The organism is Salinivibrio sp. PR932, from assembly GCF_001996125.1.
GTDB classification, from domain to species: Bacteria; Pseudomonadota; Gammaproteobacteria; order Enterobacterales; family Vibrionaceae; genus Salinivibrio; species Salinivibrio proteolyticus.
The window spans coordinates 25,375-46,511 of the sequence record NZ_MUFM01000020.1 but is presented as its reverse complement, the minus strand read 5'-3'; the positions used below and the strand labels follow the sequence as shown (position 1 = coordinate 46,511).

The window sequence follows — 21,137 nt, the reverse complement described above, 5'->3', positions numbered from 1 at the left end:
ATTTCTCATCTTATTCTGCCTTCTGTGCCCAGACGTGAATGTAACGTCCTAGCGACACAAAGGGTTCTTCGCGGCATAGCTGCTGTTCTAGCGCCACCACTTGTTCAAAGGTAAAGTCACCGGTGCGGGTATCTCGCATGTAATCATGAAACGTCCGCACTCCGGTTTTGCCCTTAATCTCGCATCCTGCTTGCGTGATCCATTGATACACGTCGTTAGGCATTAAGCCTTTCGTCGGCTGCAGTTTGAAGCGTTTTCGATGCGGCATCCCCGCCTGAACATGGCTTAAATTGCCGCACACTAAATTCTTAAAGAGTAAGCCGGTCTGGTTATAAAACATCACCGATGCGAAACCGCCGGGCTTTAGCAAGGTCAATAACGTCTTTAGCACCTGTTCTGGATGCTCTAGCCACTCCATCACCGCGTGAAACAAAATCACATCCGGTGCAGTGGTCAAATGTTCGCCGATCGCTTGCACAGGGGCGTGAACCAGCTGATACTGCGAGAGTAAGCCTTGTTGTTCAATCTCCTGTCGCGCTAAGTCGAGCATTTGCGAAGAGAGATCACATAAAGTGACCCTGTGACCAAGCGCCGCCAATGGCTGCGATAATGGCCCAACGCCGCCACCTGCATCTAGAATATGCAAAGGACGACTATCATCGTCAAAATGGCGCAAAATCTGTTCAATGTCTTGCCAAACTACTGCTTGGCGGATTTCGCCTTTGCCCGATCCATAAATGTTTTTAACAAATTTGTGGGCAATGTCGTCGAAATTTCTGTCCTCAGTCACAATGGCATTCGTTATCATTGAATAGTAAGAAGGGCATATTTTGTCACAAGCCTTACGTTAATAAAGGTTTATGGCACTATTTGTGCCTCGTTTGACTATATTTCGGGCGACATTGCATGTTTGAATTAAAAAAACTGATCTCAACCTTGATAATGCCCTTGCCCGCGCTGTTGTTGTTGGGTCTTTTCGGGCTATGCCTGCTTTGGTTCTCTCAGCGTAAAAAGCTGGCATCGTTTGTTATCTTGGGGGCATTTTTAGGTATCTTTCTCGCGTCTTTCCAACCCGTCGCCTCTGGACTGCTTCGGCCACTGGAACGTCAATATCCCGCCTTTCTCCCCACGGATAAACCCGTGGATTTCGTCATGGTGTTAGGCAATAGTCATGTAGTTGATGACGCATTGCCACCCACCTCCGAGCTATCACGTACCGCGCTGATGCGCTTGGCTGAAGGTATACGCATCCATCGGATGTATCCAACCTCCAAACTGATTTTATCTGGTTATGATCACGGATATGAAGTGAGCCACGCCAGAATGTTGGCGAGAGTGGCCATGGCACTGGGCGTTAATAAGAACAGTATTCTGTTACTTGAAACCGCCAAAGATACATGGGAAGAAGCCTATCAAGCCGCATCTGTCGTGGGCAGCAGTAATCTCGTGTTAGTCACATCTGCCTCTCACATGGATCGTGCCATGTATGAATTTCGAAGCGCCGGGCTCGACCCTATCCCTGCCCCAACCAATTTTATGGCGCAAAAAGAAATCAAACAGCCGTGGATTAAGTACAGTCCTCGCGCACAATACTTGGAACAATTTGAGCGTTATTGGCATGAACGGTTAGGCCAAGCATGGCAAAGGCTACGCGATCTAATCGCCCAGCCTAGCGCATAAAAGGTAACAAAAAGCCGCGATAGCTATCGCGGCTTTTTTATTGGTGCTCAAACGCACGCGTTTACGACGCTAAGTGCGCGCGTACCGCCTCTAAATCCGCTTGGGTATCTACACCGTGTGGCGGTGTTTCTCGGGCTACATCAACATGAATTTTCTCACCATGCCAGAGTACGCGTAACTGCTCCAGCGACTCGATTTTTTCTAAAGGACTCGGTGTCCAATGGATGTACTGGCTGATAAATCCGGCGCGATAGCCATAAATCCCAATATGGCGCAGTAGTGACTCAGGGACCTGCGGCGAGTCCTCACCAAAATGCTCCCGATCCCAAGGGATGGTGGCGCGACTAAAATACAGCGCAAAGCCTTGATGATCAGTGACAACTTTGACCACATTAGGATTGAAGACCTGCTCCGGTTGGTCAATCGCAACCGCAAGAGTCGCCATTGGCGCTTGTTGGTATGTGTTCAGGTTATCCGCGACTTGCCGGATCACTGCCGACGGGATCAACGGCTCATCACCTTGGACGTTGACGATAATGGCATCATCCGCAAACCCATAGGTTGTCACAACTTCAGCCAATCGTTCAGTGCCGGATTGGTGATCATCTCGGGTCAAGCAGACTTCACCACCGAAAGCCTCGACGGCAGAAACAATCCGTGCATCATCTGTCGCAACGATGACTTGTTTGGCACCAGCGGCTTGAGCTCGCTCGTAAACGTGTTGGATCATAGGCTTTCCGCCGATATCAGCGAGTGGTTTTCCCGGTAATCGGCTTGAGCCATAACGCGCGGGGATCACCACATAAAAGTCTGTCATCCCTGAACCTCTTCCAATGACATATCACGTGCTTCGGATTCAAGCAGCACTGGGATCCCATCCTCAATCGGATATGCAACACGGTCGAACTTACACACGAGTTCATTATTTTCTTTATTGAAGTAGAGCTTACCCTGACAAGAAGGACAAGCCACAATTTCAAGCAGACGGTGATCCATAAGTTTCCTTTAATTTTTATGCTTTTTCAGGTGGTGAAGCTTTTCTAGCACATAGTTTGCCGCTGTGTCAGGGAGTTTCGCTGCCACAGGCAAATACCACCAATTGTCTTGAGCAATGCCTTGATATTTCACAGCATCTTTTTCGGTCATCAATAGATGTTGCCCCTTTGCGGCTAAACTGTCTAGCGCTTCGGCACTCAATGATTGATGATCTTGCACCGCTTCACTGTGTACCGGGGTCACACCCATTTTTTGTAAGGTGGCAAAAAAACGTGGCGGATGACCTATGCCCGCCATCGCAACCACCTCAGGAAGAATCGAAACCTGACAACGTTGACCACTACGTAAATTCACCGCTTCGGTCGGTACCAATGTCATTGGCCACTCCCCTTGGTGCGGCTCACCTCCATTGTTGACCACCATATCTACGGTGGCGAGACGGGACGTGTGCTCGCGCAATGGTCCTAATGGAATATAGTGCCCGTTTCCGAATCGACGCTGACCATCCACAATCACAATTTCGAGGTCGCGATCGAGCCGGTAGTGCTGCATGCCATCATCCGTAACCACTACATTGACACCCTCATCGAGGAGTCGTTTAACTGCCGCGCTCCGATCCGGGTCAACACAAACAGGCACTTGAGTACGGCGGGCAATCAAGACCGGCTCATCACCGGCCACGCGAGGAGAGGTTGTTTGCGACAACAACAATGGATACTGTTCCGATTTACCCCCATAGCCGCGTGATACCACCCCGGGGCGGTAGCCTTGGGCCTTCAGTTGCTCCACCAGCCAAACCACAAACGGCGTTTTGCCATTGCCGCCGATCATGATGTTACCCACCACAATCACAGGCACGGGCGCGCGATAACTGGGGGCTTTACCACTCAGATAGCGTTGACGGCGATAGCGTGCCACCGCGCCAAATAGCTTGCTAATGGGCCACAAGGGAGCGGCCCAAACCGGAACATCTTCACGAAACCAAAGTTTTTCAACCATGGTCAGTCACCAAATTGAATACGGTACAACTGGGCATACGCACCGTCTTGCTCTAACAGCGCCTGATGGTTGCCACGCTCAACAATTTCCCCTTCATCCACCACGAGAATTTGATCCGCATCTTCAATCGTGGACAAACGGTGCGCTATCACCAACACAGTGCGATCTTTTTGCAACTCGTCCAGTGCAGCTTGAATGGCGCGCTCAGATTCAGTATCCAATGCCGAGGTCGCTTCATCCAAAATCAGTACTGGTGCGTTGCGCAGCAGCGCACGAGCAATGGCAAGGCGTTGACGTTGCCCACCAGACAAGCTGACGCCATTCTCACCTATAATGGTGTCATAGCCTTCATCTAATTCACGAATAAAGTCATCTGCATACGCCAATTTTGCCGCCTCAATGATCTGCTCACGGGTGAACTGATCCTCGGCTGCGTAGGCGATGTTGTTGGCGACGGTGTCGTTAAACAGGTGAACATTTTGCGAGACTACCGCCACATGTTGGCGCAGATTGGCAAGCTTATACTCGTCAATGGGCACGCCATCTAATGTGATGGTGCCACTGTCGATGTCATAAAAGCGCGTTAACAGGTTGGCAATGGTACTTTTGCCTGAGCCGGAGCGTCCCACCAGTGCCAAAGTTTGCCCCGCGGGTAAATCAAAGCTGACATTGCGAAGTGCAGGCGCTTCTTTGGATGGATACGTAAAGACCACATTGTCCACCTGAATATCGCCCTTCACGCGATCTGCTTCATATTCACCAGTGTCTTTTTCAGTGTCGAGCTCCATCAGGTTGAACAGGCTGTGACACGCTGCCATACCTCGTTGGAACTGCGACGTGACGTTAGTGAGAGATTTTAGTGGACGCATCAAGCCAAACATCGCACCGAACACCACTGCAAACGTACCGGCGGTTAGCTCGGAGCGAATCGCTTCGGTATTTGCCAGTACCAAGACCACGACCAGCGCCATCGAGGCAATCAGCTGGATCACTGGGTTGGCAATAGCTTGAGCAGAGACCAGTTTCATCGTTTGTTGGCGCATACGATTACTGACTTTATCAAAGCGCGCTTTTTCAACGTCTTGGCCACCGTAGCTCAGGACGACTTTGTGCCCTTTCAGCATTTGTTCTGCCGAGCTAGTGACGGACCCCATGGCATCTTGCATATTCGATGAGATGCGACGAAATCGTTTCGACACCACGCGAATCGAAAACGCCACCACAGGCGCGATAACCAACAAAATCGCCGATAGCTGCCAGCTCGACCAAAACATCAGTATCATCAAACCGAGAATTGACGCTCCCTCACGAACTAGGCTCACTAAGGCGCTGCTTGTCGCCGACGCCACCTGTTCGGAGTCATACGTGATGCGAGAGAGCAAGGCGCCGGAGGATTCTTGATCGAAAAAACTGACGGGCATTTTCATAAAGTGGTTAAACATGCGTCGACGCATGGTCATCACCACATTCCCCGACACCCATGACAGGCAGTAAGCAGAGACAAAACTAGAAAGTCCGCGCACTACCATCAACACCACGAGATAAACGGGCATCCATTTGAGGAAATCCCCCGCCACATCATCATAGGTAAAGCCTTGATCGAGCAGTGGCTTAAGCATGGAGAGCATGAGGGTATCACTGGCTGCATTGATAACCAGTGCGACAATGGCAACGATCAAGCCAAGCTTATAGTTGGCGATGTATGGCCAGAGTTGCTTGAACGTCTGCCAGGTCGTTTTATCTTGATATTCGCTCATTAAAATCGTTTAGCTGTGTAAAACAGACCGGCATTCTACTCTTTTACCCGCCGTCGTCCAAATTTACCGGTCGCCGTTCAAACAGCGTCCGATACCATTGCCCTTGGTGATCATATCGCCATCGGGTCATTTTCCATCGGCCATGGCGGCGCTGAAAACGCACTTGGCCATCTTTCGCGGTATCCAACCAAGTGATCCCCGCTTGCTGATAACGCTCGCGAACAGCTTGCGCTGGCAATCCCCACGGATTAAACAACCCAGTTGACGCCACCACCCAATGCGGTGATACCGCGGTTATCCAAGGTGACGACGATGACGATGCACTGCCATGATGTGGTACCAGCATAATATCGCTCTGCACGGCTTCGCGATTTTCCAGGCGCGCCAGTAATGCCGACTCCCCCTGTGATTCAATATCGCCGGTCAGCAAGACACTGCTACGTCCATCACTGACCCGAACCACACAAGAATCATTGTTACCCGCACGATCCGCCTGTATTGGCGGCCAAAGCACATGAAACCTTAACCCTTGCCAATTCCACCTAGCGCCTCGCTGACAGGGTAAATAACCACGTCTTTTCTCACTGGCGCGCTGCCAAATCGGTTGAAAGCGTTCGGTGATAAACGCGGCTCCACCATCGTGGTCACTATCACCATGGCTTAAGAGTAGGCCATCGAGTTGTTCGATGCCTCGTTGCTCAAGAATCGGCGTAATTACCGCTTGCGCGACTCCGCCCACTTGCCATCGGTTTCCAGTGTCATAAAGCACCGCTCTGCCGTTTTTAGTAATTAACACCGCTAAGCCGTGCCCCACATCGAGCACATCCAACTGCCAGTCGGGTAATGGTGGCGCACGCCATGCAAAAGAGGTCGTCACCAATAGCAGTAAAAGCAACGTTTGCCGGTGCCAGCGCCAACTCACCATTAACCAGCATCCTCCCGCAACCAGCAAAGACCACAACCACGATAACGGTGGAGGCCGCAGCCAAGCTTGGCGGGCAACGTCGGAAAGCCATATCACTGGCGCTAGGCTCCAATCTGCCGCTTGCCAAATAAATGCCGCGACGGTACTGCCCGCTATGGACTGCACAACCAGGGCGACAAAGACCAAAGGCACTGTGAATATTCCCACCCAAGGAACGGCTAGAAGATTTAATGGTGTGGCTGCAGCACTCAAACCAGAAAAAAAGCCCAGCTGCAAAGGCAACATACCTATCAAGAGAACGAGTTGAATAAATACCAGTTGCTTGCCCCGCCAAACCATACGGGCATACATTGTTGCCGGGAACTCTCGCCGACGAGACAGCAAGTAATGCGCGAGGCACAGCGCTGACACCGCCGTAAACGACAGCCAAAAACTCAATGAAAAGCCTGCGAAGGGATCGCGTAATAGCACAGCCAGTAAGGTGATTTGCAACAAGGTGCTGGGAGACACCTGCGCCCCGATGCGCTTTGCACTGGCATAGATAAATAGGGCAATCAAGGCGCGCTGGGTGGGTAACGCAAAGCCTGCCAACGCGGCATACCCTAGCGCAACCAGCATAGCGCTGTAGAGCGGCCACCAAAGGGTGAGTCGCCATTCGGGCAGCAGCAAACGGATCCCCCACCCGACTTGCCATCCCAACGCAAACGCCAGCCCAATGTGAAGCCCCGAAATAGCCATCAGGTGAGCTAGACCGCTGTGCGTTAAGATCTGCCAATCTTCGTGGGTCAACCATTGCCGCTCTCCCAAGCTTAGCGCCAGTAAATAGCGGCCATAACGCAAAGGCTCAAGCACAGGGGTCAGTGCATTTAAGACTGATTGCCGCCATGATGGTGTGTGTGTGAGCCGCTCGGCGTTTTTGAGGCTGGCTTTGCTATGAATCCGTCGGGCCACAAAGTAACGCTCCGCATCAAAGCCAGCTTCGTTTAAACGTCCATACGGCGGCTTCAGTCTAACCGTGAGCCTCCAACGCTCACCTTGTTGAGGAAAAGGTGGCGATTGCCAATAAAGGCGAACACAAACTGAGCGAAAAAACGGCAGTGGTTTATCATTAATTTTATCAACATCAAAAATAATCGATTGTGGGCCGGCTTTGGGGCTAAAAAGGCTGCCCACAGAGCCAGATATTGTAGTATCCTCTGTGCTAGAAATGATGTGGATCACGTCTGCTTGGTACAAGGTTGCGGATAATACAGCCCAAGTGAGCCCTAACGCGCTCCCCGCGAGCCACCAAAGGCGCTTTTTCCACCCAAAATGAAACACAATACACGCAATGAAACACGTCCAAACTGGTGGCAAACTGGGCCACCATGGCAGCGATAAAATCGACGCAGCCAAGCCGAGCGTGAATGTCAGCTTCATCGCGTAACATCCAGGTAAGTTAAGCAGGTATGCCCAAGAAGTTTTTTCAACGCTACATGCCAAAACGCGAGGCATTGCGCGATAACAAAGCACTGCGCGTGTTTGGAAGCCTGTTGCACGACCCAAACCTGTGGTGCTTGAATCGTCGCTCCGCATCGGGGGCCTTTGCGGTCGGTTTGTTCATGGCATTTGTTCCCTTGCCCAGCCAGATGATCATGGCCGCGGGACTGGCGATCTTGTTTGGTGTCAATCTGCCTTTGTCGGTCGCGTTGGTTTGGATCAGTAATCCCATTACCATGCCTGTGCTGTTCTATCTCGCCTATAAACTCGGCGCGTGGATGATGAACACACCGCCCTATCCCTTCCATTTTGAGCTCTCTTGGCACTATTTGGTTGAACAAATGGGTCACATTGGACCGCCTTTCTTTCTCGGCTGTATGACCAGTGGTTTGGTGCTCGCCGTGATTGGCTATTTTGCCGTCAGAGGCATTTGGCGCTATTCCGTGGTAAGAAGCTGGCGTAAACGTAAACTTCGTATTCCGAACAAGTTAAAAGAAGTGCTGCCGAAGCCGAATAAACCCTCTTGATTCACGTTGATATCAGGCAACGCTAAAACGGTAGGAAAGGAAAACAAGCCGCTTGAGGGCGCATTGCGACACAGTCATCATCCGGCATTATCAATACGTAAAACCAACCCAAAATTATCGAGACAGATCGAAAAAGGGCCAGCACTCATGCTGGCCCTTTTGATGATGGGTTGTAGTAGCTAGCGCTAGCTAGCCGCTATTTTGCACTCAATACAGCCGCTGGCTGCAACTGACACGCGCGACGCGCTGGATACCAAGCGGCCAATAAGCTGAGGAGCATCGCGGTTAAACTCACCACCACCACATCGGACACGCGTAACTCACTGGGTAGGAAGTTAATAAAATACACATCACCAGAGAGAAAACGGTGACCCACAACCTGCTCTACCCATTGGATTAATTGGGTTAAATTGCTTGCCAGCAATACTCCCAGCACACTGCCAATCAGGCTCCCCAACGCACCGGCGAATAGCCCATACCAAACAAAAATTCGTCGTATCAAGGTATCGCCTGCTCCCATCGTACGCAAAATCGCAATATCAGCCGCACGGTCTTTCACCGACATCATCAGCGTTGATACCACGTTAAAGCAGGCCACACCAATCACCAAAACCATGACCAGATACATAATCGAACGCACCAAATGGATATCGCGATACAAATAGCCAAATTCACTGGTCCAGTCTTTCATGTACACATAGGCGGAAAGGGTTTGACCGACCTCTCGGACGATACGTCGCGCCTCCAATACCGGTTCGACTTTGAGTGAGACCCCGGTAACCGCATCATCTAGCGCCATCAACTGCTGCGCATCAGATAGACGCATCAAGGCTAACGCATGATCAATCTGTCCGCCCAGCCGTAACAATCCACCCACTTGCATTCTCACTCGCTGAGGTGAACGCAACTTTAAGCTCGCATCCGCCGCGGGGATCATCACGGTTAACCAATCGCCTACCATCACGCCTAAGCTATCGGCGACACCTTGCCCGAGCACGATATTTGATTGCCCCGCTGGCAAACTGTCCCAACCGCCATCAATAAACGCACCAATGCGACTCACGGCCGATTCGTCGCTCGGTGAAACGGCGCGGATCTGGGCAGGTTTAAGTGCACTGCCATGTTCCATCAACACGGTCATTTCCACGTACGGCGCCGCAGCCACCACTTGAGGATGCTGCAAGGCTTGGCGCTTTACTTGCTGCCAGTCTTCGAGCGGACCATTAACACCAAACACTTGCGCATGCGGCACCACAGAGAGCACACGCTGATTAAGCTCGCGCTCAAAGCCATTCATGGCCGATAGACCGACAATAATGACCATCACACCGATGGCAATGCCAATCACCGATGACAACGAGATAAATGAGACCAGCCGATTACGCTGGCGGGCACGACTAAAGCGGCGTCCAATGGCTAACGACAGTGGTTTCATTGCCCCTCCTCAGTGGCACTCACAGCAAGCAGTTGGCCATCTTGCATTCGCACTTGGCGGTCCAATTTGGCTGCCAGCTCACTGTCATGCGTCACCACGAGAAACGCCGTCCCATGTCGTGCATTCAACGAACGCATCAGATCATAGATCTCCAAGGCTGTCGCATGGTCAAGGTTCCCCGTCGGTTCGTCTGCGAGAACCAGCTTAGGATCGTTGACTAACGCACGTGCGATCGCGACACGCTGACGCTCGCCCCCCGATAACTCAGCAGGACGATGGGATAAACGATGGCCCACGCCGACCGCATTCAACATCTCCGTTGCTCTTGCTGTGGCCGTCTTGCGTGCAACTTTATTGATCAGCAGTGGCATCATCACATTTTCGAGTGCCGTAAAGTCAGCCAGTAGGTGATGAAACTGATAAACAAATCCAAGCGCTTGGTTTCTTAGCTGCGCTTGTTGGTTCGCAGACATTTGGCTAATTGCTTTGCCCTCAAAATACACCTCACCCTCGCTCGGTGTATCAAGCGTCCCCAAGGTGTGCAACAAGGTACTTTTGCCTGAACCAGACGAGCCGACAATCGCCACAAGCTCTCCCGATGCAATGCTCAGAGACACCTGATTCAATACATGAATCGCCTGACCACCCTCTTGATAGGTTCTACTGATTTGGTGACAGGACAACAAAGACTCATTCATAACGCAGTGCCTCAGCAGGTTGAACAGATGCCGCTTTAAAAGCAGGGAAAAGGGTCGCTAACGTGCTCAGCAAAATAGCCAACACCATAACCATAACGACGTGAGTTGGATTGACGACCACGGGAAGCGCAAGGCCGTTGCCTAGCAAACTCACCCCAAACAGGGCCATGATTTCATTGATATAGAGGGACGCAAGCACCCCCAATACGCCCCCGACCAATGCACCCAATAACCCACTGAGTGAGCCTTGAGCCATAAAGACAGCAACAATATCGCGATTTTGCATGCCTAAGGTCTTCAAAATGGCAACCTCGGCTTGTTTCTCCATCACCACCATAATTAAGGCAGCAATAATGTTGAATGCAGCGACAATAATGATAAGGCTGAGCATTAAACTCATCATGTTCTTTTCCATCTTCACCGCTTGAAAAAGCTCGCCCCGCCAGACACGCCAATCTTGCCACGCTGCACTCTCTGCCATCGGTTTGAGATCGGTAATCGCAAAGGGATCGTCAAGGAAAAGGCGTAAATCTTGCGCTTGCTGCGGCGGAATACGCATTAAACGCGCGACATCATGGATGTTAGCCAGCATCAATTGATTGTCGACATCAGTCCCAGTGTGAAAAATGCCCGCCACGGTGAATAAACGCTGCGCAGGGATCCGCCCAATCGGGGTAAACTGGCTCGCACTGGTGACCATCACGCGCACCTGATCGCCAACACGTAAACGTAAATTGCTCGCCATCGCCCGGCCAATGATGATTTGATAACGACCCTCGGCTAACGCTTGAATATCCCCTTGTAACAGATGGTCTGCCAACGGCTCATAAGCGGTTGGATCAATTCCTTCTAACAATCCTGCACTCAGCCCTGTTCTGCTTTGTAACACCGCCTCTGTGGTTTGAATGGGAGCGGTCGCCACCACATGTGGCCATTGTTCAACGCGGTTTTTTACCGATGCCGTTTGTCCGTCCGCGATGACCGCATGCGGCAGTACGCCTAAAATGCGGCCTTTTAACTGGGCTTCAAAGCCATTCATCACTGATGACACGGTGATCAAAGCGAGCACACCTATGGCAATTCCTGCAGTAGACATAGACGACACAAATCGCCCAAAACGATCGGCCGATCGGCCGCGCAAATACCGCAAGCCAATAAACACCGATAAGGGTTGATACATAGTGCACCTAGCTTATTGTTTTGATTCGCTGCAAAGCATACCTGCCTGAGCGAATGTCGCCAAGTTTACACACCGATTTGACTGAATATTGACGGATACTGCCCAGAAGCGCACGTTGACGCCCGATAAGGCGGTCTTGAAACTTTACCTAACGCGACGGGTGCGTGATAATCATGAAATGACTGCAAGATAAGGCACAGTGATGAGCCAAGACGAGTACTTTTCTGTAAGAGCCGCAATACGCATTAATGTTGAGCCGCTTCAAGATAGCCAAGCCCAACCCGATGCGGATGCATTTATGGCGGAAATCCCCGCGCCCTTTCGGGTAGCAAGCCAATGTGGCCAAGTCGATAACGAGGTTGAAAAAGAGTTACAATCTCTTGAGCCGGACGATGCCTCAGCACTGTACCGTATCTTGCAAGCGCAAAACGAAAAGCTCACCTTAATGATGGGCTATATGCTCAGTCAAGAAGACGATCCCGCTCAGCGCTTCACCACCCATGCATTCGGCGCAAGCAGCTTTGCCTATCTAAGCCCCACACCACTAAAACAGAGCGACCATGTGCGTGTGAAGCTGTTTCTTGATTTTCCGCCCACAGCGATTTATTGCTATGGCGTGGTCACCCACTGTGAAAAAAAAGCGCCTGACGATGACCATCCACCCCAGTATTTGATCCAAATCCAATACACACGCTTATTGGAAGACGACCGAGACACTCTGATCCGCGCCGCCTTACATCATCAGCAAAAGCTTTTGCGAAAGCGCGCACTCAACCGAAACAAATCAAGCAGTTAAATTCATGACTCAACAACCGCTATACACGTTTACCCTTCCCCGTGGTGCGGGTGACGTCAAACACCTAGGCAACTTAACGGGTGCGGCGTTACCGATTGCCGTCGCCAACATTCGTCAGCAACATCAGGGCCCCATTTTTTTGTTGGTGCCCGATAACCAAACTGCAGTTCGCTTGCAGCCCGCGATCAGCCAATTTACCGAGGGGCAATGCGATATTTTTCCCGACTGGGAAACCTTGCCTTATGACAGCTTCTCGCCCCATCAAGATATTATCTCTGCACGACTGGCGTGCCTGTATCAATTGCCGACCCAACGCGACGGCGTACTGATCGCGCCGGCGAGTACCGCCTTACAACGTGTGACGCCAAAGCAGTTTCTCCATCAGCATGCATTGATGGTGAAAAAAGGTGACATTCTGTCGCTCGAGAAGCTGCGCGACCAACTGACGGATGCTGGCTATCGCCATGTTGACCAAGTCATGGAGCACGGTGAATTTGCCAGCCGCGGTTCGATCCTTGATTTATTTCCGATGGGCAGTGATGAGCCTTATCGCATCGACTTTTTCGATGATGAAGTGGACACGATTCGTCAATTCGATCCAGAGAATCAGCGTTCGACGGGTGAGTTAGCGCAAATTCAATTGCTGCCTGCGCACGAATTTCCCACCGATGATGCCGCCGTTGAGTTTTTCCGTGGCCGCTTCCGCGAGCACTTTGAAGCCCGCCGAGAACCGGAATCTGTCTACCAACAAGTCAGCAAAAAAACATGGCCGGCAGGGATTGAATACTGGCTACCGCTGTTTTTCGACCAAACCGAAACCCTGTTCGACTACCTGCCCGATAACACCCTGATTTTAACCGTGGGTGATATCGAAGCGGCGATGACACACTTTCTCGATGACGTGGCACACCGCTACGACCAGCGCCGTGTGGACCCCTTACGTCCGCTATTACCGCCGCACGCTATTTGGCTTAATAAAGACCAGCTGTTTAGCCACTTGAAAGATTATCCGCAACTGCGCCTATCAAGTGACAACGTCACAGAAAAAGCAGGCCGTGAGAATGTCGATATCTCTCCACTGCCGACGTTAACGGTCAATCATCAAGCCAAAGAACCGCTAGCCGCACTGCGTCAATTCAGTGAACAATTTAGCGGTCACTTGGTATTCTCGGTCGAATCGGAGGGTCGCCGCGAGGCACTGCTTGATCTGTTGACCCAAGCCAAAATCCGCCCCATGGTCGCGTCGTCGCTCTCAGACGCGCTGGCGCAACCGGGCCGATTCAGTCTTATCATTGGGCCGGTTGACCAAGGCTTTATTGATAACACTCGTCAATTTGCCCTGATTTGTGAAAGCGACATGTTTGGCGAGCGTGCTGTACAGCAACGTCGTCGTGATAAGCGGAAGCAAAGCGTCAACAACGATGCCGTGATACGCAGTTTGGCCGAGCTCAAACCGGGACAACCCGTGGTTCATCTTGAGCATGGCATCGGTCGCTATCAAGGACTGCAAACACTTGAAGCCGGTGGACTCAAAACCGAGTACATGACCCTTGAATACCAGCAAGGCGCCAAGCTTTATGTGCCGGTCAGTGCGTTACACTTGATTAGCCGCTACTCCGGTGGCGCGGAAGATGCAGCGCCTATCCATAAACTCGGGGGCGAAGCATGGGAGAAAGCGCGTCGTCGCGCGGCAGAAAAAGTGCGCGATGTCGCTGCAGAACTGTTGGATGTCTATGCCAAGCGTGAAACCAAGCCTGGCTTTGCCTTCAAACATGACAAAGAAGCCTATCAAGTATTTCGATCTAGCTTCCCGTTCGAAGAAACGCCGGACCAATCCCAAGCCATTAACGCGGTCCTCTCGGATATGTGCCGCCCCATTGCCATGGATCGCTTAGTGTGTGGTGATGTCGGTTTTGGTAAAACCGAAGTAGCCATGCGGGCTGCGTTTCTTGCCGTCAATAACAGCAAACAAGTCGCCGTACTTGTGCCGACCACCTTGCTTGCCCAGCAACATTTCGAAAACTTCCGTGACCGCTTTGCCAACTTACCGGTCCGCGTCGAGGTACTTTCTCGCTTTAAATCAGCGAAAGAACAAAAAGCCATTCTGGCCGACTGTGCCGAGGGAAAAATCGATATTTTGATTGGCACCCATAAACTGCTGCAAGCGGATGTAAAGCTACGTGATCTGGGCTTGCTCATCGTGGATGAGGAACACCGTTTTGGCGTCCGCCAAAAAGAGAAAATCAAAGCCATGCGCGCCAACATTGATATTCTCACCCTCACGGCGACCCCGATCCCACGGACGCTCAACATGGCCATGAGTGGCATGCGCGATCTCTCGATCATCGCCACGCCCCCATCCCGCCGCTTGGCGGTAAAAACCTTTGTCCGCGAGCGCGAAGACACCTTGGTCAAAGAAGCGTTGTTGCGCGAAATTATGCGCGGTGGTCAAGTGTATTTCTTGCACAATGACATCGAAACAATTGAAAAAACCGCGAATGAAATCAGTGAAATGATCCCCGAAGCGCGCGTAACCGTGGCCCATGGTCAAATGCGTGAGCGCGAACTCGAGCGGATCATGAGCGATTTTTATCATCAAAAGTACAACGTCTTGGTGTGTACCACCATCATTGAGACCGGTATCGATGTGCCGTCCGCGAACACCATCATTATTGACCGTGCCGACCACTTTGGTTTAGCTCAGCTCCACCAACTGCGTGGACGTGTCGGTCGCTCGCACCATCAGGCCTATGCCTACCTACTAACCCCACATCCCAAGCGGATGACCAAGGATGCTGCCAAGCGATTAGAAGCCATTGCCTCACTCGAAGATCTGGGCGCTGGTTTTACCCTTGCCACCCATGATTTAGAAATTCGCGGGGCCGGAGAGCTGTTGGGGGATGAGCAAAGCGGCCAAATTCAATCGATTGGCTTTACCCTCTACATGGACATGCTTGAGCAAGCCGTCGAGGCGCTAAAAGAAGGCAAAGAGCCGAGCTTGGATGCGCTGTTAAAAGAGCAAACCGACGTCGAGCTTCGACTCCCCGCTCTGCTGCCGGATGACTATATCCCTGACATCAACACCCGTTTGTCGATGTATAAACGCATCGCCAGCGCGAAATCGAATGACGATATTCAAGAGCTTCAAGTTGAGTTAATTGATCGCTTTGGGCTGCTCCCTGATGCCACCAAAAACTTGTTACATATCCAACAAATCAAGTTACGGGCGGCACACCTAGGAGTGAAGAAAATCGAAGCCAGTGACCGCGGAGGGGTGGTTGAATTTCATGAGGATGCGCAAATTGATCCCGGATTCTTAGTGGGACTGTTACAATCGCGTCCAGACAAGTATAAATTTGATGGGCCAACCAAAATTAAGTTTGTCGAAAGCCTCACTGACCGACGTGAGCGGATGAACTTTATTGATGAGCTGTTGACTCAATTTGCAAGTCACCAACTGGTCGCCTAATCGGCGATCAGACTGGCTTGCCAAAGAGAACGGAGTAACCTGTGAAAAACCATCAACGTCAACCACAAGGCTGGCTAACGCGCATTGCCAAGCAAAGCATTTGGGCATTACTGCTCATAGCCATCAGTCAGCCGGCTTTGGCTAAACGACTTTATGATGTCGAGCTGATTGTGTTTAAACGCAATCAAGATCCCGCGAGCGTCCAAGAAAGCTGGCCCGCTCAAGCCGATATCCAGTCGGTCAATCGAGCGGTTCTAGTCACCAATACAACTGCATTACAAAACGCTGGCCTAACCCCGCTACCACGTAGCCAATGGCAATTAACAGACGCGTACAACAAACTGGCCAACCATGCAGGCTTCACCCCGATGGTGCACGTGGCTTGGCGTCAAGATGATAGCGGGCGCGCAGCACTTCCCCTACTGCGGGTTAGCGCGGGCCGAGATTATAGCGACCGGTTTAACGCAGATGGCACCCCGATCACGGCCCAACCTGCTGCACCAACAAACGCAACCGCTTCTACAACCGAATCGCAGTGGGAAGAGCAATCATTGGATACTCTCCCTCCTCGCCAGCCGCTCTATGAGCTTGATGGGACACTACGCGTCTATGTACAGCATTACTTGTTTGTCGAGGCCGATATGGTGCTACGCGAGCCCAGCGAGCGACGGGCGCTGGTTGAAGACATTATCGATATGCCGTTGCAAACCTCAGACGCACAACAAGATGCGGCAACGAGTACCAACAATGTACAGGTAGCAGGCTTGGAAAAGGTGAAAAAGCAGTATCACATCCAACGTTTCTTGCAGCCCTATGCTTTCACGCACAAACGACGGATGCGCAGTGGCGAGACCCACTATTTAGATAACCCCATGATGGGAATGATTATTCAAGTAAGAAAGGCAAACTAACCCTGTCCACTAATGGGCTATTGATCTAATCGTTTGAAGGATACTGAAATTAGATCATAAAAAACCGGCAAATGGCCGGTTTTTTATTCTTGTTCAGTACACAGCGTCTCGGTTATGCGCTGTTTTTTACCGCAGCGGGTCGCGCTCGGCGTGGCTTGTTCGCGCCGTTGCTATCGCTGCGCGTGCGTGGTGGGCGATTGCCGGTACCACGTGACTTACCGTCGCCTGCGCTATCGGTATGACGTCGGTTTTTGCCTACCGGTTTGTGTCCGCGCGCGTTATCGCCAGAGCGCTGTCCGTCTTGACGCGGTTTATTCTTTTTCGGTTTCTTTGGCTTTATCGGACGCGTATCCAATTTCGACTCTGGCAACGGATTCGTGACGGGAAAGTCCGCCAGAGTATGACGTGGCAATACCTGTTTAATAAGGCGTTCAATGGCGAACAAATCTTTCGCTTCATCCGCACAAACCAAAGACACCGCATTGCCCACAGCGCCTGCACGACCAGTACGACCAATGCGGTGAACATAGTCTTCTGCCACATGGGGTAAATCAAAATTTACCACTTGCGGTAAATGGGCAATATCGATCCCTCGTGCGGCAATATCCGTGGCAACCAATACCCGTACTTCACCGGTTTTAAACTTCTCTAACGCTTTCGTTCGCGCGCCTTGACTCTTATTGCCATGAATCGCCGCCGCGCTGACACCGTACTCTTCGAGATAACGCGACAAACGGTTAGCGCCATGTTTGGTTTTGCTAAACACTAACACCTGCTGCCAATTATTATCGGCAATCAGTGATAATAGCATCGGCGCTTTTTTCTTCTTATCCGCAGGATAAATGCATTGCTCTACCCCAGTAGCGGTTTGGTTCGCAGGATTGACTGAGATCTCTACCGGATTGTTGACTAGCTCTTTCGCCAGTTGGCGAATTTCGTCCGAGAACGTGGCGGAGAACAGCAAATTCTGGCGCTTAGCCGGCAGCAAGCCCAAGATCTTACGAATGTCACGAATAAAGCCCATATCGAGCATACGGTCGGCTTCGTCCAAGACCAGCACTTCAAGCTGAGAAAAGCGCACGGCATTTTGCTGGTACAGATCCAGCAAGCGTCCCGGTGTGGCCACCAGCACATCAGCGCCTTTGCGAAGTTTCATCATCTGCGGATTGATCTTCACACCACCAAATACCACGGTTGAGCTGAGCGACGTGTATTGGCTGTATTGCTCCACGTTTTTGTGCACTTGCGCAGCAAGCTCGCGCGTTGGCGTCAGGATCAAGGTACGTACATGGTTAGGGCGAGCACGTTTACCCGCCTGCAAACGCTCCAAAATCGGTAAGGTAAAGCCCGCGGTCTTACCGGTACCGGTTTGCGCGGCCGCCATGACATCGTGGCCTTCAATCACCGCAGGGATCGCTTTTTCCTGAATCGGTGAAGGTGTGGTGTAGCCTTGCTCTTGCACGGCTTTCAATAGTGGTGCAGATAGTCCTAAAGAGGAGAAACTCATTAATTGATCTCAATAAATAAAAAATGTCGTCACAGGCCGCATGGCCCATCACTTAGGGTCATGAATATCAATATCGTGGTATGAGAAAAACTCGGCGTCAGGAGGGTTGCTCTAGAAGTGATATCAATAATCTTGATTACGGCGCTATTGTGACGACTTTCACGTCAAGCGGCAACTACTATCTTTTAGGCAACAGGCCAGCTAATGATCCTATTCAAGATAAAAGCTGGCGAGGTTGACTAGTCTTCAAATGGCTTAGGTACTGGCGTATCGTCGTTCGACGGTGGCAGTATTGGTAAGTCGAAGCTTGGCTGATCGCCCGTCAGCGTATGTAAGAAAGCAACAATCTTCGCGTTTTCTTCATCTGTGAATTTACGACCCAATTGCAAACGACCCATGATATCTACTGCTTCAGTGAGTGTTTGTGCTTCTCCATCATGAAAATAGGGATAAGTTAATGTCACATTACGCAGAGTCGGTACTTTAAACATAAAGCGATCAGCGTCTTTCCCTGTCACTGCGATACGTCCCTCGACGGGGTTATCCGTCTGATACGGCTCGAGTAAGCCCATTTTCTGAAACGATGTGCCACCAAGCGCACTACCGTTATGACAAGCGACACATCCTGATTCAACAAATAGGCGATAACCAGCCAACTCATAATCACTGATCGCGTTATCATCGCCCATGAGCCATTGATCAAATGGCGAGTTCGGTGTCACTAATGTACGCTCAAACTCAGCAATGGCATCGGTGACATGATCAATCGTGATCTCAGTAACACCAAATACTTGATTAAACTCACGCACATACTGAGGTATCGATTGTAGAACATCAATCGCCAGAACATGGCTAGATGCCATCTCTCCGGGATTAGCAATCGGTCCTCCGGCCTGCTCTTTCAAATCAGCCGCTCGTCCATCCCAAAATTGCGCAATAGAAAGGCTTGAGTTTAATACCGTCGGTGAGTTGATTGGACCTTGTTGCCAATTATGCCCAATGGACGTTTTTAAGTTATCGCTGCCGCCCATACTGAGGTTGTGGCACGAGTTACAAGAAATGAATCCCGATTTGGATAGCCTAGGGTCAAAAAACAACTTTTTACCCAGTTCCGCTTTCCCGATATGAATTTCTTCTGGTGGGGTAATAGGTGTCACCGGTTCGTTACGAGGTAACGCCGAGGCGAATTGACTGGACATTAATCCAATCGCAATCGCGACCGTAGTAATAATTGAACGCATTGCTCCTCCTGATTGTTATTATTTAGTCACCACTAATATGAAAATAGTGACTGATCAGGACGCGCGCGAAAAAATTGTCTAATTTAATTGACACAAATCAAAAAGACCGAGGCAAGCCTCGGTCTTGGGGTTTATAGGCTGTTTTAGCACAGCTTCACACGTGTTTAGTGCAGCTTCAAACTTGGGCGTAGCACGCGGTTGATCCGCCCTACCAGCATCATCAGGCCAGTTTTCACGTAACCGTGCAATGCAATTTGGTGCATCCGATACAAAGAGATGTATACCACACGAGCAATCCGCCCTTCGATCATCATCGAGCCTTTGGTCAGATTACCCATCAAGCTGCCTACCGTAGAGAAGCGGCTGAGCGAAACCAGTGAACCATGATCTTTAAACACATAAGGCTTGAGCTCACGACCATTTAATTTAGCAACAATGTTGCTAAAGCAGCGGCTTGCCATCTGGTGCGCTGACTGTGCACGTGGCGGTACCATGCTGCCATCGGCTTGCGTACACGCTGCACAGTCACCAATCACAAAGATGTCGTCATCACGCGACGTCTGAAGTGTGTTTTTCACGACCAACTGATTAATGCGATTGGTTTCCAAACCAGCGATATCTTTCAAGAAATCCGGAGCCTTGATCCCAGCAGCCCATACCATAATATCGGCGTGAATACGCTCACCCTCTTTGGTTTCCAAGCCTTGGTCGTCTGCTTTAGTGACGAAGGTATTGGTTTTCACCGTGACGCCCAGCTTCAGCAGCTCTTGGTGCGCAGCACTCGAGATACGAGTAGGCAGCGCTGGCAAAATGCGCTCACCGGCTTCCACCAAGGTCACGTTCAGTTTCGAGCTATCTAAATCACGGAAACCGTAGTTACGCAGCTCTTTGATGGCATTGTGCAGCTCTGCTGATAGCTCAACACCAGTCGCTCCTGCGCCCACAATCGCAATATCTACACTGCCTTGGCCGTGTTTAGCATGCAAACGCAAGAATTCGTTGTTCATTTCCGCGCGGAAGCGGTGAGCCTGTTTAGGATTATCGAGGAATATACAATGGTCACGAACGCCCGGTGTGTTGAAATCATTAGAGGTCGAGCCAATCGCCATCACTAAGATGTCGTACTCGAGCTCACGCTCAGGCATCAGTAGTTCGTTATTTTCATCGTACATGGGCGCCAAGGTGATCACTTTCTGGTCGCGATCAATGTCCCACAAAGTCCCCATTTGGAAATCGAACCCATGATTTTTGGCATGAGCACGATAGCTCAAAGCATCAACGCCCTCATCCATTGAGCCGGTTGCCACTTCATGAAGCAATGGCTTCCATAGGTGGCTACTGTTTTTATCCACCAAGGTGATTTGTGCACGACGCTTGCGGCCTAACGTTCGGCCCAGTTTGGTTGCAAGCTCTAGCCCGCCTGCACCGCCACCGACAACGATAATTTTGGTCACTTCTACATCCTTACCTAATTAAAAACTTATACGTCAGCCACTTATATAGTCACTGACAAAAATGGGATTGGGCCAGTAATCAA

Annotated in this window: 17 protein-coding genes; 5 read left to right on the top strand and 12 right to left on the bottom strand. The window is 51.0% G+C overall.

The features are described from left to right. Nucleotides 1-10 precede the first annotated feature (10 nt). Nucleotides 11-790 carry a tRNA uridine 5-oxyacetic acid(34) methyltransferase CmoM gene (gene cmoM / locus BZG84_RS10810; protein WP_069587321.1) on the bottom strand — a complete coding sequence of 260 codons (780 nt, stop codon included), beginning with the start codon at nucleotides 788-790 and terminating at the stop codon, nucleotides 11-13. 116 nt (nucleotides 791-906) lie between these two features. Between cmoM and elyC the strand changes: the two genes are divergently transcribed. Then, complete coding sequence (gene elyC, locus BZG84_RS10805; protein ID WP_077480659.1) at nucleotides 907-1,680, top strand: envelope biogenesis factor ElyC; 774 nt, start codon at nucleotides 907-909, stop codon at nucleotides 1,678-1,680. Between the two features lie 61 nt (nucleotides 1,681-1,741). Here the strand turns inward: elyC and kdsB are convergent, their stop codons facing one another. The 5 genes from kdsB to BZG84_RS10780 are packed head-to-tail and all read right to left on the bottom strand — an operon-like array spanning nucleotide 1,742 to nucleotide 7,776. Then, nucleotides 1,742-2,497: a 3-deoxy-manno-octulosonate cytidylyltransferase gene (kdsB, locus tag BZG84_RS10800; RefSeq protein WP_069587309.1), complete on the bottom strand. Its 756-nt coding sequence runs from the start codon at nucleotides 2,495-2,497 to the stop codon at nucleotides 1,742-1,744. After that, nucleotides 2,494-2,676, bottom strand: coding sequence for a Trm112 family protein (locus tag BZG84_RS10795; protein WP_069587307.1), 183 nt, complete (start codon nucleotides 2,674-2,676; stop codon nucleotides 2,494-2,496). The genes kdsB and BZG84_RS10795 overlap by 4 nt, the downstream gene beginning before the upstream one ends. A 9-nt stretch (nucleotides 2,677-2,685) precedes the next feature. Next, on the bottom strand, nucleotides 2,686-3,675 hold the full coding sequence (gene lpxK, locus BZG84_RS10790; RefSeq protein WP_077678198.1) for a tetraacyldisaccharide 4'-kinase: 990 nt from the start codon (nucleotides 3,673-3,675) through the stop codon (nucleotides 2,686-2,688). Between the two features lie 2 nt (nucleotides 3,676-3,677). Then, nucleotides 3,678-5,432: a lipid A ABC transporter ATP-binding protein/permease MsbA gene (msbA, locus tag BZG84_RS10785; RefSeq protein ID WP_077678197.1), complete on the bottom strand. Its 1,755-nt coding sequence runs from the start codon at nucleotides 5,430-5,432 to the stop codon at nucleotides 3,678-3,680. Between the two features lie 43 nt (nucleotides 5,433-5,475). Continuing rightward, nucleotides 5,476-7,776, bottom strand: coding sequence for a DNA internalization-related competence protein ComEC/Rec2 (locus BZG84_RS10780; protein WP_158011487.1), 2,301 nt, complete (start codon nucleotides 7,774-7,776; stop codon nucleotides 5,476-5,478). Between the two features lie 29 nt (nucleotides 7,777-7,805). Here BZG84_RS10780 and BZG84_RS10775 point away from each other — a divergent pair, with 29 nt between their 5' ends. Beyond that, on the top strand, nucleotides 7,806-8,363 hold the full coding sequence (locus tag BZG84_RS10775) for a DUF2062 domain-containing protein (protein ID WP_069587302.1): 558 nt from the start codon (nucleotides 7,806-7,808) through the stop codon (nucleotides 8,361-8,363). A 196-nt stretch (nucleotides 8,364-8,559) separates the two neighbouring features. Here BZG84_RS10775 and lolE read toward each other — a convergent pair whose 3' ends face one another. From lolE to lolC, 3 genes are read right to left on the bottom strand one after another with little or no spacing between them, the layout of a single operon-like run. Next, nucleotides 8,560-9,798: a lipoprotein-releasing ABC transporter permease subunit LolE gene (lolE, locus tag BZG84_RS10770; protein ID WP_077678195.1), complete on the bottom strand. Its 1,239-nt coding sequence runs from the start codon at nucleotides 9,796-9,798 to the stop codon at nucleotides 8,560-8,562. Continuing rightward, the gene (lolD, locus tag BZG84_RS10765) at nucleotides 9,795-10,496 is read right to left on the bottom strand and encodes a lipoprotein-releasing ABC transporter ATP-binding protein LolD (protein WP_077678194.1); all 702 of its coding nucleotides are present in this window, start codon (nucleotides 10,494-10,496) and stop codon (nucleotides 9,795-9,797) included. Before lolD ends, lolE begins: the two co-directional genes overlap by 4 nt. Beyond that, entirely contained in the window at nucleotides 10,489-11,676 is a 1,188-nt protein-coding gene (lolC, locus tag BZG84_RS10760) for a lipoprotein-releasing ABC transporter permease subunit LolC (RefSeq protein WP_077678193.1), read from the bottom strand. The genes lolD and lolC overlap by 8 nt, the downstream gene beginning before the upstream one ends. 202 nt (nucleotides 11,677-11,878) lie before the next feature. Here lolC and BZG84_RS10755 point away from each other — a divergent pair, with 202 nt between their 5' ends. Genes BZG84_RS10755 through BZG84_RS10745 form a run of 3 tightly spaced genes read left to right on the top strand, consistent with a single transcriptional unit; the run spans nucleotide 11,879 to nucleotide 16,852 of the window. Further along, nucleotides 11,879-12,472: a PilZ domain-containing protein gene (locus BZG84_RS10755; RefSeq protein ID WP_077480372.1), complete on the top strand. Its 594-nt coding sequence runs from the start codon at nucleotides 11,879-11,881 to the stop codon at nucleotides 12,470-12,472. 4 nt (nucleotides 12,473-12,476) lie between these two features. Next, nucleotides 12,477-15,941 (top strand): transcription-repair coupling factor, encoded by a 3,465-nt coding sequence (mfd, locus tag BZG84_RS10750; RefSeq protein WP_077678192.1) that lies wholly within the window; start codon nucleotides 12,477-12,479, stop codon nucleotides 15,939-15,941. Nucleotides 15,942-15,982: 41 nt separating this feature from the next. Next, complete coding sequence (locus BZG84_RS10745) at nucleotides 15,983-16,852, top strand: peptidoglycan binding protein CsiV (protein WP_241825779.1); 870 nt, start codon at nucleotides 15,983-15,985, stop codon at nucleotides 16,850-16,852. Between the two features lie 112 nt (nucleotides 16,853-16,964). Here the strand turns inward: BZG84_RS10745 and BZG84_RS10740 are convergent, their stop codons facing one another. From BZG84_RS10740 to BZG84_RS10730, 3 genes are all read right to left on the bottom strand, one after another. Next, nucleotides 16,965-18,359, bottom strand: a complete 1,395-nt coding sequence (locus BZG84_RS10740) for a DEAD/DEAH box helicase (RefSeq protein WP_077678191.1) — start codon at nucleotides 18,357-18,359, stop codon at nucleotides 16,965-16,967. A 239-nt stretch (nucleotides 18,360-18,598) separates the two neighbouring features. Next, the gene (locus BZG84_RS10735) at nucleotides 18,599-19,558 is read right to left on the bottom strand and encodes a cytochrome-c peroxidase (protein WP_415752719.1); all 960 of its coding nucleotides are present in this window, start codon (nucleotides 19,556-19,558) and stop codon (nucleotides 18,599-18,601) included. A 206-nt stretch (nucleotides 19,559-19,764) separates the two neighbouring features. After that, nucleotides 19,765-21,054, bottom strand: a complete 1,290-nt coding sequence (locus BZG84_RS10730) for an NAD(P)/FAD-dependent oxidoreductase (protein ID WP_077480376.1) — start codon at nucleotides 21,052-21,054, stop codon at nucleotides 19,765-19,767. Nucleotides 21,055-21,137 lie beyond the last annotated feature (83 nt).